Source organism: Geodermatophilaceae bacterium NBWT11, assembly GCA_014218215.1.
Taxonomy (GTDB): Bacteria; Actinomycetota; Actinomycetes; order Mycobacteriales; family Geodermatophilaceae; genus Klenkia.
Genome location: CP043652.1, coordinates 21,775 through 37,904 on the forward strand (window position 1 = coordinate 21,775; position 16,130 = coordinate 37,904).

Annotated in this window: 12 protein-coding genes and 2 pseudogenes; 6 read left to right on the forward strand and 8 right to left on the reverse strand. The window is 75.1% G+C overall.

The window, feature by feature from the left end; translation table 11 throughout:
* Positions 1-42 precede the first annotated feature (42 nt).
* Positions 43-1,149 carry a ferredoxin reductase gene (locus F1C76_00105; GenBank protein ID QNG35232.1) on the reverse strand — a complete coding sequence of 369 codons (1,107 nt, stop codon included), beginning with the start codon at positions 1,147-1,149 and terminating at the stop codon, positions 43-45.
* Between the two features lie 43 nt (positions 1,150-1,192).
* On the opposite strand from F1C76_00105, the gene F1C76_00110 reads away from it, so the two are divergent.
* The 3 genes from F1C76_00110 to F1C76_00120 all read left to right on the forward strand — a co-directional run bounded on the left by F1C76_00110 (position 1,193) and on the right by F1C76_00120 (position 4,711).
* Positions 1,193-2,440, forward strand: a complete 1,248-nt coding sequence (locus F1C76_00110; protein ID QNG35233.1) for a PucR family transcriptional regulator — start codon at positions 1,193-1,195, stop codon at positions 2,438-2,440.
* Positions 2,441-2,607: 167 nt separating this feature from the next.
* On the forward strand, positions 2,608-3,246 hold the full coding sequence (locus F1C76_00115) for a hypothetical protein (protein QNG35234.1): 639 nt from the start codon (positions 2,608-2,610) through the stop codon (positions 3,244-3,246).
* Positions 3,173-4,711 (forward strand): hypothetical protein, encoded by a 1,539-nt coding sequence (locus F1C76_00120; protein ID QNG35235.1) that lies wholly within the window; start codon positions 3,173-3,175, stop codon positions 4,709-4,711. Before F1C76_00115 ends, F1C76_00120 begins: the two co-directional genes overlap by 74 nt.
* A gap of 15 nt (positions 4,712-4,726) precedes the next feature.
* Here the strand turns inward: F1C76_00120 and F1C76_00125 are convergent, their stop codons facing one another.
* From F1C76_00125 to F1C76_00150, 6 genes and pseudogenes are all read right to left on the reverse strand, one after another.
* Entirely contained in the window at positions 4,727-6,295 is a 1,569-nt protein-coding gene (locus tag F1C76_00125; GenBank protein ID QNG35236.1) for a class I SAM-dependent methyltransferase, read from the reverse strand.
* Positions 6,296-6,314: 19 nt separating this feature from the next.
* Entirely contained in the window at positions 6,315-6,656 is a 342-nt protein-coding gene (locus F1C76_00130) for a PduH protein (protein QNG35237.1), read from the reverse strand.
* Positions 6,653-8,490: pseudogene (locus F1C76_00135) on the reverse strand (diol dehydratase reactivase subunit alpha). The gene F1C76_00130 and the pseudogene F1C76_00135 overlap by 4 nt, the downstream one beginning before the upstream one ends.
* The gene (locus F1C76_00140; protein ID QNG35238.1) at positions 8,487-9,140 is read right to left on the reverse strand and encodes a propanediol/glycerol family dehydratase medium subunit; all 654 of its coding nucleotides are present in this window, start codon (positions 9,138-9,140) and stop codon (positions 8,487-8,489) included. The pseudogene F1C76_00135 and the gene F1C76_00140 overlap by 4 nt, the downstream one beginning before the upstream one ends.
* Positions 9,074-10,786 carry a propanediol/glycerol family dehydratase large subunit gene (locus F1C76_00145; GenBank protein ID QNG35239.1) on the reverse strand — a complete coding sequence of 571 codons (1,713 nt, stop codon included), beginning with the start codon at positions 10,784-10,786 and terminating at the stop codon, positions 9,074-9,076. The genes F1C76_00140 and F1C76_00145 overlap by 67 nt, the downstream gene beginning before the upstream one ends.
* The gene (locus tag F1C76_00150; protein QNG35240.1) at positions 10,783-11,271 is read right to left on the reverse strand and encodes a diol dehydratase small subunit; all 489 of its coding nucleotides are present in this window, start codon (positions 11,269-11,271) and stop codon (positions 10,783-10,785) included. The genes F1C76_00145 and F1C76_00150 overlap by 4 nt, the downstream gene beginning before the upstream one ends.
* Positions 11,272-11,407: 136 nt before the next feature.
* Here F1C76_00150 and F1C76_00155 point away from each other — a divergent pair.
* The 3 genes and pseudogenes from F1C76_00155 to F1C76_00165 all read left to right on the forward strand — a co-directional run bounded on the left by F1C76_00155 (position 11,408) and on the right by F1C76_00165 (position 14,656).
* Positions 11,408-11,816, forward strand: a pseudogene (locus F1C76_00155) (heme-binding protein).
* Between the two features lie 95 nt (positions 11,817-11,911).
* Positions 11,912-13,420, forward strand: coding sequence for a GAF domain-containing protein (locus F1C76_00160; protein QNG35241.1), 1,509 nt, complete (start codon positions 11,912-11,914; stop codon positions 13,418-13,420).
* Between the two features lie 24 nt (positions 13,421-13,444).
* On the forward strand, positions 13,445-14,656 hold the full coding sequence (locus tag F1C76_00165) for an MFS transporter (protein QNG35242.1): 1,212 nt from the start codon (positions 13,445-13,447) through the stop codon (positions 14,654-14,656).
* Here F1C76_00165 and F1C76_00170 read toward each other — a convergent pair.
* Positions 14,619-16,064 (reverse strand): Fis family transcriptional regulator, encoded by a 1,446-nt coding sequence (locus F1C76_00170; GenBank protein ID QNG35243.1) that lies wholly within the window; start codon positions 16,062-16,064, stop codon positions 14,619-14,621. The genes F1C76_00165 and F1C76_00170 overlap by 38 nt on opposite strands.
* Between the last annotated feature and the right edge of the window lie 66 nt (positions 16,065-16,130).

Genomic DNA, 16,130 nt, shown 5'->3' on the forward strand with positions numbered 1-16,130 from the left:
GGGTTCTCCTCGCGATGGGGTCGAGCGGGGGGTCGAGCAGGGTCAGTGGTCGATGTCGCAGGCGCCCGCGGCGGCGCTGATGCAGGTCTGCACCAGCACGCCGTCCCCGGGCGCGGCGACGGTGAGCTCGCCGGTGCGCAGGTCGCGGACGGCGCCCTCGCGCAGCGGGAGCACGCAGCCGTAGCAGATGCCCATCCGGCAGCCGCTGGGCATGAGGACGCCGGCGTCCTCCGCGGCGTCCAGGATCGGGGTGGCGCCGTCGGCCTGGACGACGGAGCCGGTGCGGCCGAAGGTGACCGTGCCGCCCTCGCCGGTGACCAGCACCCGTGGGCGGAAGCGCTCGGTGTGCAGCCGGTCGGCGGCGCCCTCGGCGGCCCAGTGCTCCTCGAGCGCCTCGAGCATCCCGACCGGGCCGCAGGCCCAGGTGGTGCGCTCGGTCAGGTCGGGCACGAGCTCGGCGAGGTCGGCGGGCTTGAGCAGCCCGTCGACCTCGGTGTGCCGCTCGACGAGCCGGATCGACCCGGCCGCGGCCAGGGCGCGCAGCTCGGCGCCGAACACGACGTCGGCGGCGGTGGGTGCCGAGTGCACGACGACGACGTCGACGAGCTCGGTGAGGTGGTTGCGCAGCATGCCCATCACGGGGGTGATGCCCGAGCCGGCGGTGACGAACAGCGCCTTGGCGGGCCGGTCCTCCGGCAGCACGAACTCACCCGTGGCCTGGTCGAGCTGGACCACGGTGCCCGGCTGGAGCCGGCGCACGAGGTGGTTGCTGACCACGCCGTCCGGGATGGCCTTGACCGTGACGGTGATGCAGCCGTCGGTGCGGGTGCGGTCGGAGGTGACCGAGTACGCCCGCCACTGCCGGACGCCGTCGACGTCCACGCCGAGCCGGACGTACTGGCCGGGGACGTGCTCGCGCCACCCGCGGCCGGGCTGGATCACCAGCGTCGCGGCGTCGGCGGTCTCCGGACGCACCTCGACGACCCGGCCGCGCAGGTCGGCGCCCGAGCGGAGCGGGGCGAACACGTCGAGGTAGTCGGTGGGCAGCAGCGGGGTGGTCGCCGCCTCCACGAGGCCCAGGACGCGGTCGCGCACCCGGTCACGCAGGCCGGGACGGGTCCCGGTCGGTCGCGGCTCGGTGGTGGTCATGGCCTGAGTCTGGTCGTTCGCACGGGCGAACTCCTGTGCCACCATGGTGAATCGGGACGGGTTTTTCACACCCGGCGAACAACGATCCCGGGAACTCCCCGGTCAGGAGGGTCCCGTGACGTTCGACGGCACCGTCAGGGAGGACCCCGCGTCCTCGGGCCTGCCCGTCGCGGTCGCCGCGGCCATCCGGGCCGACCTGCCCGGGGTCGCCGAGGCCACCGTGTCCGCGATCGTCGCCGAGGTCCCCGACTACGACGCGGCCTACTCCGACGGCATGGGCGCGGTGATCGAGAACGCCGTCCAGCTGGCGCTCGGCGGGTTCCTGGAGCTGGCCACCACCGGGGTCGAGGACGCTGCGAGCACCCCGATCCAGCCCGCTCTGGACGGCGCCTACGCGCTGGGCCGGGGTGAGGCCCGCGGCGGCCGCTCGATGGACGCGCTGCTCGGCGCCTACCGCGTCGGGGCCCGGGTGGCCTGGCGCGGGCTGGCCGCCAGCGCGGTCGCGCACGGGCTCACGGTGCAGCAGCTGGCCCGCTTCGCCGAGCTGGTCTTCGCCTACATCGACGCGCTGTCAGCCTCCAGCGTGGCCGGGCACGCCGACGAGCGGAACGCCAGCGGCCGGGTGCGCCAGCGCGTGCTGGAGCGCCTCGGGCTCCGGCTGCTCGCCGGCGGCACGGTCGAGGAGCTGACCGGCGCCGCCGAGCGGGCCGACTGGGACCCCCCGCGCACGCTGACCGCCGTGCTGCTGCCGGCCACCCGGGTGCGTGGCACCCTGGCGATGCTCGACCCGCGCACCCTCATGCCCAGCCTGGACGAGGTCGCCGTCCTGCTGGTGCCCGACGCCGAGGGCCCGGCCCGGGCAGCGCTGGTGCACGCGCTGCACGGCCGGGAGGCGCTGCTCGGCCCGGCCCGGCCGTGGTGGGACGTCGCCGGCTCGCACGCCCGCGCCTCCCGGGTGGCCGAGCTGCAGCTGCCCCGCCCCGACGCCGCCCCGCTGGACACCGAGGCGGTGCTGCCCGAGCTCGTGCTGCGCGCCGACGAGGCAGCCCTGGCCGACCTGCGCGCGCAGGTGCTCCAGCCGTTGGCCGACCTGCCCGAGGGCACCCGCGACAAGCTCACCGAGACCCTGCGCGCCTGGCTGCTGCACCACGGTCGCCGCGAGGCCGTCGCCGCCGAGCTGTTCGTGCACCCGCAGACCGTCCGCTACCGCATGGGCCAGCTCCGCGACCTCTTCGGCGACCAACTCGAGGACCCCCGCGCCGTCCTCTCCCTGACCCTCGCGCTGGCCTGACCCCACCTGTCGGTCCCGGGATTCCGGAACAGCAACGGCTCAACTCAAGCGGGTGAGCTGGGGAAACTCCCCTTCACGGAGACCCGGGAGTCCCGATGTGAGCGACGGCGCACCAGGCGTCGGCAGCCGGACGGATCCGGCTGGGCCCACGATCACGGGAGACCCGCATGTCCAGCACCGACCGTCCAGCCGCAGCGCCCGCGTCGTCCCGACGGCCCGGGCGCCGCGCCGCGCACCTGGCCACGGCAGGGGCGCTGACCCTGGCGGTCGCGGCGTCCGGCGGGCTGGTCTGGCAGTCCAGCAATGCCGCCTACTCCGCCCGCACCGCCAACCCGACCACCAGCTGGGCCACCGGCACCGTCGTCCTGACCGACGACGACACCGGCAGCGCCCTGTTCGCCGTCGGCGACGTGAAGCCCGGCCAGGACGGCTCCCGGTGCATCACGGTGACCTCCACCGGGTCGCTGCCCAGCGACGTGCGGCTCTACGGCCTGGGCCTGCACAGCACCAACGGACTGGGCGACCACCTGGGCCTGCGCATCAGCATCGGCCAGGGCGGTGGGTTCGCCGACTGCACGGGCTTCACCGAGACCGACGTCGTCTACGACGGACCGCTGTCCTCCTTCACCACCTCCAGCTACTCCGCCGGGCGCTCCCTGTGGCGGACCTCGGGCACACCGGCCGGGTCGGCGCAGGGCGAGCAGCGCACGTACCGGTTCTCCTACGTCCTCGATGCCGCCACCCCGGACTCCACCCAGGGCTCCGTCGCCTCGGTCGAGTTCGTCTGGGAGGCCCAGAACGACTGACCGGCCCCCGTACCGACCCGACCCGACCCGACCAGGAGGACACGTGACCGACCCCCGCGACGTCGACGACCCGCGCCCCCCGGGGTCGGGACCCGTCGCGGGCTGGCGGCAGGGCTGGACGGCGCTGCTGCTGACCTCCCTCGCCCGGTCGGTCCTGGCCGCCGTGGTCGTGCTGGTGGCCTGGTCGGTGGTCCCGGTCCCGTTCGGCGCGCAGAGCCACGTCGTGCTGACCGGCTCCATGGCCCCGCGACTGCAGGTCGGGGACGTGGTCGTCTCCAGGGACGTGCCCGTCCCCACCCTGGCGGTCGGTGACGTCGTCGTCGCCGCCGACCCCGACCGGCCCGGCGGCGTGCGCGTGCACCGCCTGGCCGGGTGGGAGGACGGCCGACTGCGGCTGCGGGGGGACGCCAACCCCGCCCCGGACTCCTCCCTGGTGTCCCCCGCGGACGTGGTGGGGGTCGGCGTCCTCCGGGTCCCGTGGATCGGGGCACCGCGGGTGTGGGTCTCCACCGGCGACTGGGTTCCGTTGACCGCCACCGGCGTGGGCCTGGTGAGCCTGTTGGCGGCGAGCAGCGTCTTCCGGCCGCCGGGGGCGAGCCTCCCTGCCCGCGCCGGCTCGCACCGGGCGCCGGTGCGGCTGACCCGGCGTGGGCGGCGCGTGCGCGCCGCGACGGTGCTCGGCCTGCTGGTCGGTGTCACCGTCACCACCCACCACGCCGCCTCCGCCGCCTACGCCTCCACCGCCGGCGGCGGCCTCTCGACCCTGGCCAGCGCCCAGCACTTCCGGTGCGCCGCCGCGGTCGCCGACGCCGGTGCCGGCCGCTACTACCCGCTGCAGGAGACCGACGGACCCACCGCGGTGAACCTGGGCACCGACCCCGACGCCGACGCCACCTTCCATGGCGGGGTCGCCCTGGGCTCGCCCGGACCCGACTGCCTGGGTGCCGACCGGGCGGTGACCCTGGACGGCTCCTCCGGCTGGATCGGCACGGCCAGTCCCGTGAGCAACCCGACCGTCTTCAGCATCGGCGTCTGGTTCCGGACCACCGTGGCCGGCGGCAAGATCATGGGCTTCGGGACCAGCGCGAACGCCACCTCCGGTCAGTACGACCGGCACGTCTACATGTCCGACGACGGGCGGCTGACCTTCGGCGTCTACAACGGGGCCATCCAGACGATCACCACCCCGGGCTCCTACGCCGACGGCGCGTGGCACCTCGCCGTGGGCACGCTGGGGCCGGCCGGCCTGGGCTTCTACGTCGACGGCGCGCGGATCGGCCTGCGGCCGGAGGTGACCACCGCCGAGCAGATCACCGGCTTCTGGCGGCTGGGGTTCGACACGCTGGGGGGATGGCCGGGGGCACCGGGCAACTCCTACTTCACCGGCTCGCTGGCCCACGCCGCGGTGTACCCCACCCAGCTCGGCCCCGACGAGGTGCGCGAGCTGTACGTCACCGGCGCCTGAGTCGGGCCCGGGGCCTCACGGGGTCTCGGGCCTGCGGGCGACGAGGAGGACGTGGGTGTCGGGCCAGTCGAGCTGCTCGCCGCTGACGGGGTCGAGGAGCTGGGCGACCGGTGCGAAGACGTTCTCCACCAGCCAGTCGTTGCGCCAGGCGCCCGAGCGGGGGTCGACCTCGAGGCCGGCGGCGGTGACCAGCGCGGTCCAGCCGGCGCCGTCCAGGGCGCAGAACTGCTCGTGGGTCTCGGACAGCCAGTTGTCGGTGTAGCTGACCTTGGAGAGGAACTCCATCGCGTCGGCCAGCCGGAGCAGGACGTCGTCCCCGTCGGTGCTGAACGCGAACGGCACCCCGGCGTGCCGGCGGAAGTCGACGGCGAACTGGTCGAACCGGGCCCGGGTGCTCAGGCCCTCCAGGTGTCCGGCGACGTCGGCCAGCGCGGTCAGGTCGACGGGGTCGGCGGCGGCGCCGTCGTCGGTGCGCAGCCGCAGACGCACCTGCCGGTCACCCTCGGCCGGGCCGCAGACGTCGGAGTTGATCCACACCCCGCCGGGCGCGGTGTGCGCGGCGATCTCCCGGGCCAGGGCGTGCAGGGCGGCCACTCCTCCGCCGTAGCTGAGGATCTCGTGGGTCAGCGCGAAGGTCGTCGTGGTGTCCACGGTGGCCGGCGGGAAGACCGACCCGTTGAGCACGTTGGCCTGCACGAAGAACGTGTTCGGGTTCGCCGCGAAGGCGCCCTGGGCCTTGCGGTGCTCGCACTCGTCGAACAGGTGCCGGGCCACCTCGACGCCGAACAGGTCCGACTCGTGCAGCGTGGGCTCGGCCGCGGCGAGCTCGAGCATGGCGCCGGTGGCGCAGCCGATGTCGACGATCCGGCCGGGCTGCACCCACGGCCTGGCCTGGGCCCACTTGCGCTCTGCGGCGGACTCGAACGCCGCGATGTAGGAGCGGTACTCCCGGGTGGCGGTCAGCCCGCCCTCGGAGCCGACCACCGGGTCGGAGCAGATGACGGCGGTGGACTCGGCGAGGCCGTACCGGTCGAACACCGACACCGTGGCCGGGTGGGCCAGCTCCCGCCAGGTGGGGTCGCCGGCGACCAGCAGCTCGAGCACGTCCCACGGGCGGGCCGGGTCGGCGTCGTCCCCGGCCTCGACGGGCACCACCCGGTAGCCCAGCTCCCGGTACATCGCGGTGACCGCGGCGGTCGAGCAGGCGACGACGGTGTCGGCCGGGCTGGGGGCACGGCGTCCGATCGTCTCGTGGGCGACGGTCTTGACCGTCAGCTCGGCGAACCGCGGTGTGGGTTCGACGTCCACGACGCCGATGACGACGCCCTCGATCCCCTCCGTCAGCGCGAACCGCTCGATCGCGGCCTCCCGCCGGTGGAAGGGCACCGGGTTGCGCCGGGTGCCGCGGTGGTTGGCCGAGGTGACGGCCCAGACGACGGCGGCGTCCTCGGCCAGCACCACCGGCTCGCCCTCGGTGTCGCGGGTGTGCCCGGCCAGGACCGCCCGCAGGTAGTGGGCCTGAAAGCGGGTGAGCACGTGGTGCCGGCCGGGGAACAGGACGGTGCGCAGGGGGCTGTCGACCACGCGGCCATCCTGCCGGAGCTCAGACCAGCGGCAGGCCGGTGACGACGCGGGCGGCCACACGGCCGGCACGGCGCCCGTCGGCCGGGTCGTCGCCGGCGACCTCCAGGGCGGGCCGGTCCACCGGGAGCTGGGCGTGGTGCACGGCGACCGCGGAGCCGGACACCCCGACGCCGACCGACAGCCGGGAGGCCTGCGCCGCGGCGGCTGCCAGTACGACCGCGTCGGCGCCGGCGACGGCCACGACCCGCAGCGGGACGCCCTCCTCCTCGGCGCCGGCGGCGACCTCCCGGAGCACCGCGGGGTCGGCGTCCGGCCCGTGGTGCAGCACCAGCGCCGGCTTCTCGACCGGCTCGTCCCTCACCGACCGCGCACCGCGAACGCCGCGACCAGACCGGTGGCCACCGCGTTGCGTGGTCCCTGGTCGCCGAGCACGTTGCCGGTGCCGCAGACCACGCCGTGCCCGGCGAGGGCCTCGGCGATCTGGTCGGGGATCTCGAAGTCCAGCGCCGAGCCGCCCAGCAGGACGACGAAGTCCAGCGCCCGCAGCTCCCCGCCCGGGGCCACCTGGCGCAGCGCCCGCAGCGTGTTCACCACGAACACCCGCCGCTTGGCCTCCCGGCGCACCCGGCGCACGTGGTCCAGGCCGTACCGGGTGCCGATCGGCACCGGGCCCTCGGCGGTCAGCACGACCACCCGGGCGAAGACGTGCGGGGGCAGCGGCTCGTCGAAGAACTGCACGGTGCCGTCCTCGTGCCGGACGTGGAAGAAGCTCTCCACCTTGGCCAGCGGCCAGCGCTTGACCAGCTCGGCGACCTCCCGGTCGTCCAACGCCAGCTCGGAGTCGATCAGCTTGGTGACCAGCTCGCCGGCGCCGGCCACGTGCACCGCGGTCGAGGTGCCGTCGGCGGTGAGCAGTGCCGCGTCGGTCGACCCCCCGCCCAGGTCGACGACGACGACCGGCGCCTGCACGCCCGGGGTGGTCAGCGCCCCGAGCGCGGCCATCTCGCCCTCCACGCCGCCGATCTCGGTGGTGGTCGTCAGCGAGGTGGCGACCCGGTCGGCGACGGCCTGCATCCGGCTGCGGCTGGTGCGCACCATGGCGGCCAGCCCGACGGCGTTCTCCAACGCGATCTCCCCGGCCAGCCCGCCGCGCACCTCGGCCGGGACGAAGGTGTCCACCGCCAGCACGTCCCGGATCGCGATGTCGCCGGGGTCCGCGCCCCCGAGGGTGTCGGCCATGGTGTCGCGCACCGCGGCGAGCATCCCGCCCACGTGGGTGCCGGGTTCGCCGTGCGCGTCCTCCAGCGGCTGCACCCGGGCCAGCGCGGCCATGATCGCCTCGGCACCGGCGTCCACGTCGACCTTCACCGTGCGCCCGGCCCCGCGCAGCTCCAGCACCCCGACCGGGATCCGCCGGTCGGTGACGTCCCCGGCCGGCGTGCGGACGACCACCGCCGACCGGTTGCCGGTGAGCGCCCGCGCCACGGGTGAGACCTGCCGGGTCTGGTCGGGGTCCAGGTCGAACACGGTCGCGATGCCGTAGGTGTTGGACAGCGTGCGGATGGTCCGGCCGGGCCGGCGACCTCGACCGCGGCACGCATCCCGAGGGGCACCTTCTCCACCGCGGACACCTCGTCGACGACGGGGACCTCCTCCCGCAACCGGTTGGTGACCAGCACGGCGTCGTCCCCGGCGAGCACGGCGGCCACCACCGGCACCCCCCGGGCGACCGCGCCGTTCAGCGCGGCCGCGACGTCGTCGAAGTCCCACCCGGGCGGGACGACGACGACCGCCGGCTCGTCGACCGGGTGCTCACCCAGGTCGGCAACCGACACCGTCACACCGACGCCGAGCCCGACGCCGCCGGGGGTGGCCGGGTTGTGCCCGATCATCGTGGACTCGGTGATGACCGTCTCGGTGATGGTCTCCATCGCCAGCCCGCTGATCACCGGGGTGGCCTCGTTGAGCAGCACGACGTCGAGCTCCTCGGCCCGCCGTCCGACGTCGGCAAGGGCCCGGCGCACCGCCGTGAGGGCACCCTCAGTCGAGGCCGGGGTGCCCTTCACGCCGGTGGTCCGGGTCAGCGCGGTGCCCAGCCAGCGCACGTCGCCGTCGGCACCCAGCACCGCCAGGCACGCCTCGGTGGTGCTGTTGCCGATGTCGACGCCGACGACCAGGCGGTCGCCGCCGCTCACCCCGCGGCGCGCTCGATGGTGGCCTCCAGCTCCACCGGGCCGGCCCCGTCCCGGATGCACTCGAACTCCTTCAGGTGCAGCAGCGCGGCCTTGGCCTGCCAGCGCGGGCGGGCCATCTGGTCGTTGCGGGTGGGCACCGGCTGCGGGGACTCCCCCTTGGCGTACTGCGCGGCGTTGGAGCCGATCGCCCGGAACACCTCGGCGTCCAGCAGCGGGGACTGCGGGAAGAGCTCCAGGTTGGACAGCCGGGCCAGGTCCTTCTGGTGGATCATCGTCGTCCCGCGGGACAGCAGGCCCACCGAGATGCCCGACCCGGACAGCTTGGCCGCGACGTGCGAGATGGCCGCGAGGTCGGCGGTCGCCCACACCCGCACGATCCGCACCCCGACGCCCTGCTCCTCGATGCCGGCCATCAGCTGCCGGAGCACCTCGGCGTGCGGGACGCCGACGATCGTCTGGGTGAAGGTGTCCCCGAAGGCCGGGGAGACCGCGACGACCACCTCGTCGGGCCGGGTGCCGCGGCGGGCGGGGCCGGTCTCGGTCAGGGTGAGCGTGCGCTGCGGGGTCTCGAGCGATGTCACGGTCAGCGCACCTCGGTCTCGGGGTTGGTCGCGGAGGTGACGTGCCGCAGCTGCTTGAGCTGCTCCCACCGTTCACCCTCCAGCCGGTAGCCGGTGCCCGGGCCGGCGTAGTCGTTGGCGTCGTTGATCGCCGACAGCGGCACGAAGTCCGCGGTGAGGATCGCCGAGGTCTGCAGCAGGTCCCCCGACACCCGCTGGCGGAGCACCGACAGCAGGTTCTCCGCGACGTCGTGGAAGCCCGAGGCCTCCAGCGCGCGCACCAGGTCCAGCCCGGTGATGCCCCGGTCCATCACGGCCTGGGCGCCGGTGAGGTCGGCCAGCACGTCGCGGAACGGGTAGTCGTTGGAGCTGTTGGCGTAGGTCGCCGCCTCCACCTCGGCGTCGGTGATCGCCGGGAGGTCGAGCTGGGCGAACAGCGCCTGCAGCGCCCGGGCCGCCTTCGCCCGCACGGCGAGGATCTCCGGCTCCCGCACGTGCCGCAGCCCGCCGTCGACCTGGAGGTCGCGCTGGATGGTGTTCCAGTCGTCGTAGTCGTCGGTGTCGAAGTTCGAGCCGGCGAACATGTTGTCCTGGTTGGGGACGGCGGAGTACCCCGAGCAGACGAAGTCGGTGCCCGGCAGCAGCTGCGGGAGCATCCGCGCCGTGCGGCGCATCGCCGAGTGGGAGAACGACTGGTCGTTCCCCGACGCGCACTCCAGGTCCATCATCGAGGCGACCAGGTTCTCCGCGGCCACCGCCCGGATCCCGCCGGGCACCGCCCCCGGTACGCCGATGCAGCTGATCGAGCCGTTCTGCAGCCCCTGAACCCCGGCGCCCTTGGCCATCAGGATGCAGCGGATCTCCAGGTACAGCATCGAGCGGCCCTCGGCGTTGCCCATCTGCACCTCGGACCCGGTGCCCGAGGTGAAGCGCATCTTGATGCCGCGGGAGGCGTAGGCCGAGGCCAGGAACGTCTTGGACCAGGGGGTGTCGTCGCCGTCGACGAACACCGACTCGGTGCCGTAGATGGAGATCGTCTCGGCGTAGGCGGTGATGCCGCGCATGCCCAGGTCGAGCTCGGTGGCCTCCTCCAGCGCGCACTGGGTGAGCACGCCGCCGCGGCCGACCTGCCCGCCGACCTGCAGCGCGATCGCCACCAGCGGGGCGTAGCGGACGACACCGAGCGTCGTCTCCAGCTCGGCGAAGCCGCGCAGCGCGCCCTCGGCGGCGTCCACGGCGACCTGCAGCGGGTTGTCCCGGGCGCTGGTGGAGTGCGCCTGGTTCGCCGGCGTGCGGCGGGCCCGCATCTTCTGCATCGCCTGCATGATCTCCACGACGTTCATCAGCTTGACGACGTCGAGGACCTTGGCCGGGGTGAGCCCGCGGGTCACGGCGAGGACGTCGGAGCGGCTGACGCCGGGGTCGATGAGCATCCGGGCGATCTGGCCCGAGTCCAGCGCCACCGAGGCCTCGGTGGTCGCCACGTCGAGGGCGTGGTCGGCGATGAAGCTGTCCATGAAGTCGAAGTCGGCGCGCTCCCGGCCGTCCATCTCCACCACCCGGCCGCCCTCGACCCGCACGCTGGGCTGCGGGTCGAAGTCGCTCTCCATCGCGACCAGGCCCTTCTCGGGCCACTCCTCGACGAACCCGTCGAGGTTGACCGGGCGCTCCTCGAGCACCTCGGTGCGCAGCGAGTGTCGGGTGTCGGTGGCCTTCAGCGGCTGGACGGCGGTCATGCGCGGGTCTCCTCGTCGGTCGCGACGGCGGGGGTGAGCGCGCCGTCCTGGGCTTGCTCGGCGTCGTCCTCGGCCAGCAGCCGGCGGCGGCCGTAGACCTCGGCGGCCTCCCGCACCAGGGCGGCGTTCACCGGGGCCGCGTAGGTGGTCTCCAGCCGGTCGGCCATGGCCAGCAGCTGGGCCTCGGTGGAGGCCCGCGGGCGCAGCGCGTTGTACATCGTGAGCACCTCGGCGTCGGGGATCGCGGTCATCTCCGCGGCCCGCCGGAAGTTCGCGGCCAGCTGAGGGCGGCCGGCGGACTCGGCGAGCTGGGCCTGCAGCTCGAGGGTCTCCGGGGCGATCCGCAGGTCCTCGGCGGTCAGCTCGCCGGAGACGACGGCGTCCATCGTCAGCGCGGTGACCGGCTTGCCGGTGGGGGTCTTCAGCAGCTCGGGGCGGTTGACCGACAGCGGGTAGTCGGCGGCGGTGAGGGGTGCGGCGGTCATCGGTCGGTGCTCACGGGGACGCTCCTGGGGATCGGCGGACCGGGCTCGCGCGCAGTGTGACCGCTGACACGTTGCACGTTCGTTGCCCGGGCGTGGGGGCTGGCGGACGCCGTCCGGAGGGGGTGTGATGCCCGCCATGAGCGCTTCCCTGACCCATGCCGCCGCCCGCGCCGTGCTCGACGCCGGCATCGCCGAGGCCGACGCGATCGGCCAGCCGATGAACATCGCCGTCGTCGACGACGGCGGCCACCTGGTCGCCTTCGCCCGGATGGACGGCGCGATCAAGGCCAGCATCGACATCTCCACCCGCAAGGCCGTGACCTCGGTGCTGATGAACGCACCGACCGGGGCGCTGACCCCCGCTGGTGCAGCCCGGCGCCGAGCTGTTCGGCCTGGGCGCGAGCTCCGGCGGGCTGGTCACCTTCGGCGGCGGCATCCCGCTCTCCCGGGACGGCGCCTGCGTCGGTGCCGTCGGCGTCAGTGCGGGCTCGGTGGAGCAGGACACCCGCGTCGCCGAGGCCGCCGTCGCCGCCCTCCCCGCCTGAGGACCCGGCGGGGCCTTGTCGCGGGTGGGCGGGGAGTCGATGATCACGGGACGGCGTCCAACGGTGGGCGGCGGCGAGCCGGCCGGAGGTGGGACGTGAGCCCACGGCCCGAGCGCACCGTGCAGCCCGACGACGACCCCGTCGCCCACGCGAAGGTGCTGGACGGCGTCTTCGACCGCGTGCTGTCCGACGACCCGCGCGGGCCCCGGCCGCGGCCGGTGGTGTCGGCGTCCTGGCAACGCAGCCTGGCCGCGCACGTCGACCCCGAGCACCGCACCCCGCCGGTGGTCTTCGACCGGGCCCAGCTCGACGCCGCCCGCGAGGCCCACCCGCTGGCCGAGGTGCTGCCGCTGCTGCGCAGCACGCTGGCGAGCATCGCCGACGAGGCCATGCACGTGATGCTGGTGACCGACGGGTCGGGCAACGTGCTGTGGCGCGACGGGGCGGCGAAGCTGCTGGTGACCGCCGACAGCGTGGGGCTCTTCCCGGGCACCAACTGGAGCGAGCAGGCCATCGGCACCAACGCGATGGGCACGGCGCTGGCCGTCGGGCGCCCCGTGCAGATCCACTCCGCCGAGCACCTGGTGCGCACCTACCACTCGTGGACCTGTGTCGCCGCCCCCGTGCACGACCCGGACACCGGCGCCGTGCTGGGCGCGGTCGACGTCAGCGGCCCGCTGCACACCGTGCACCCCGCCCTGGTGCAGCTGGTCACCGCCACCGCGCAGCTCGCCGAGCACCACCTGCGCGTCCGGATGGCGATCGCCGACGAGCGGCTGCGGATGGAGAACATGGCGCACCTGACCCGGCTGGGCCCGGCGGCCGGGGCGCTGGTCACCCGCACCGGCCGGTTGCTGGCCGGACAGCCCTACGGCTGGTGGCCCGAGCGGGTGCCGATCGAGGACGGCCGGCTCGCCGACCGGCTGCTGCTCGACGACGGCTCCGAGGTCGTGGTCGAGCAGCTGGAGGAGGGTTGGCTGCTGCGCTCGCCGGTCACCCGGCGCCGCACCCCCACCCCGCCGGACACCCCCGCGCTCACCCTGCGGTTCCTGGGCGACGGCCCGCCGCGGGCCACCCTGGACGGACGCCCGCTGGCTCTGACGCTGCGCCCGGCCGAGGTGCTCACCGCGCTGGTCGTGCACCCCGACGGGCTCACCGGCGGCCAGCTGGCGCAGCTGCTCTACGGCGACGAGGGCAACCAGACCACCGTGCGCGGCGAGGTGCACCGGCTGCGCGCGCTGATCGGCGCCGACCTGCTGCTCACCCGGCCCTACCGGGTGTCCGCGGCGGTCGACAGCGACGTGGTCACCGCGCGGCGGGCGCTGGCCGGGGGCCGGATCGCCGACGCGCTGGCCGCCTCCCCCGGGCTGCTGCTCCCCCGCTCGGAGGCCCCGCTGGTCCGCGAGCTGCGCGACGAGCTCGCCGCGGGCCTGCGCCGGGCCGTGCTGGAGACCGACGACGCCGACCTGCTGCACCGCCTCGCCGGCTGCCCGGTCGGCGCCGAGGACCTCGCCGTGCACGAGCGGCTGCTGGAGCTGCTCCCGGCCGGTGACCCCCGCCGGCCCGCGGTCGCCGTCCGCCGGGACCGGTTGCAGCAGCCCTGACCACCCGGTGCGACGATCGCCGTCGTGCCACCACCTGTCCGGGGGGACCTCCCCCGGGAGGTCCGGGTCCTCGCCGTCGTCGCGTTCGTCGTCGCCCTCGGGTTCGGCATCGTTGCCCCGGCCATCCCCCTCTACGCCCGCTCGTTCGGGGTGGGGACGACGGCGGTCGGGCTGGCGATCAGCTCGTTCGCCTTCTTCCGGTTCGTCTCGGCGTTCGGCGGCGGTGCGCTGGTCGAGCGGTTCGGCGAGCGGCTGGTGCTGGCCGTCGGGCTGGGGATCGTCGCGCTGGCCACCGGCGCCGCGGGTCTGGCGCCGTCCTTCGGCTGGTTCCTGGTGCTCCGCTCGGCCGGTGGGGTGGGCAGCGCGATGTTCACCGTCGCTGCGCTGTCCCTGCTGCTGCGGGTGGCCCCGGCCCAGCACCGCGGGCGGGCGGCCTCGACGTTCCAGGGCGGCTTCATCCTCGGCGGCATCGCCGGGCCGGCCGCCGGTGGGCTGCTCGCCGAGCTGTCGCCGCGGCTGCCGTTCTTCCTCTACGCGGCGTTCCTGCTGGTGGCCGGTGCGGTCGCGATGGTGCTGCTGCGGACCCCGCGGACCGCCGTGGTGGTCGACGTCCCCGACGGGCCCGTACCGGAGCCGCTGAGCCTGGCCGCGGCGTTCCGCACCCGGGCCTACGTCGCCGCGCTGGTGGCCAACCTCGGGGTCGGCTGGATGCTCTTCGGCGTCCGCAACTCCCTGGTGCCGCTCTACGTCACCGAGGAGCTCGGCCGCACCGTCGCCTGGGCCGGTGCCGGGCTGCTGGTCGGGTCGCTCGCGCAGGCGCTGGGCCTGCTGCGGTCGGGGCGGCTGGTCGACGGCTGGGGGCGACGTCCCTCGCTGGTGACCGGTGCCGCGCTGGCCACCGGCTCCGTGGCGCTGCTGGCCGGACCGCCCTCGACCGTGGTCTTCCTGGTCTCGATGGCGGTGTTCGGGCTGTCCGCCTCGCTGCTGGCCAGCACCCCGGCGGCACTCGTGGGTGACGTCAGCCCGGCGCGCGGCGGTCGGGTGGTCGCGGTGTTCCAGATGGCCTCGGACCTCGGCGGCATCCTCGGTCCGCTTGCCGCCGGCTGGCTCACCGACCGGTTCTCCTTCCAGGTCGCGTTCGGCGTCACCGCGCTGGTGCTGGCCGCCGGGCTGGTGGCCGCGCTGCGGCTGCCCCGGGTCAGTCGCGGCCCGGGACCCGCAGGCCGTACTGGCTGATCTTGCGGTAGAGCGTGGCCCGGGAGAGCCCGAGCTCCCCGGCCGCGCCGACCACGGTGGCCCCGGGCACGGTCAGGCACCGCAGGATCTCGTCGCGCTCGAGCTGCTCGAGACGGGTGAGCGAGCGGGACCCGGAGCTGAGCACCTCGGGGGGCAGGTGGCCCACGTCGACCACGTCGGTGCGCGAGGAGGCCTCCCGCACGACCTGGCGCAGCTCCCGGACGTTCTCCGGCCAGCTGTGCGCCGCCAGGGCCTTGAGCGCCCGCGGGGTGAACCCGACGTCGCGGTGCCGGTGCTCGCGGGCGAAGGAGCGGGCCAGCGGTTCGACGTCCTCGGGCCGGTGCCGCAGTGCCGGCACCTCGACGACCGCGTCCACCAGGGCGGCCAGCGGCTGCGGGATCGCGGCGAAGTCCGGGGCGGTGAGCACCAGGGGTCGGCCCGGTCCGGGCACCCCGCCGAGCGCCGCGACGAGCTGGTCGGCCGCCCAGGCGGGCAGCGCATCGGCCCCGGCGACCACCACGCAGGTGTCCCGGGCGCCCAGTTCCGGCGCCCACAGCGCGAGCCAGCCGTCCACGTCCTCGGCCCCGGGGGGCCGGGCCACCAGCACCCGCTCCCGACGACGGCGGGCGTCGCGGGCGAGCGCGGCGACGGCGGACTTGCCGGCCCCCGGCTCCCCCACCACCCCCAGCAGCCGACCGGCACGCACCGCGTCGCGGGCCGCGGCCACCGCCGTCGTCCAGGACCGTGAGCCGCACGGGTCGCCGCCGGCGAGCCGGTCGGAGACCACGTGGAAGACCTCACCGCGGGGCAGCGGGCGCACCGGGTGACCACCGGCGCGCACGTTCATCAGCGCCGCGGTGTTGCCCGCCGCCGACTGCGCCAGGGCCAGCAGCAGGTCCGAGGACGCATCCGACCAGGTGGTCATGTTGATGCTGCCGACCAGGTCGCCGCTGCGCGGGTCGAGCACCGGCACCGCCGCACAGGTGTAGGCCCGCAGCGGCGCCACGAAGTGCTCCCCGGACCGCACCAGCGCCGGGACCCGGTCGGCCAGCGCCAGACCCAGGCCGTTGGTGCCCGCGGTCTGCTCGTTGAAGTAGAAGCCCGGCGCCAGGTGCACCCGGTCCAGCGAGCGGTTCATGTCGTGGTCGACCGACCAGCGGGCCAGCACGAGGCCCTCGTGGTCGGTGATCATCAGCCCGACCGGCTCCTGGCCGAGCGTCCCGTGCAGCTGACCGAGCACCTCGGCACCGCACTCGTAGAACAACGAGTCGGTCGCCAGCGCGCCGGTGAACACCGGCGCGACACCCTCGGGAGACACCCCGTAGCGCTCGCTGCGGGCCCACGACGCCCGCACGCGGGGGCGGGCCACCGGGGCGGGAACACCCCGTCCACCTGCGGTGTCGACCATGACGCCTCCTCGGACGCGGCGGTGCGTCGGGTCCACCGTAGGTCGGCAGGACGCCGGGTGGCGAGA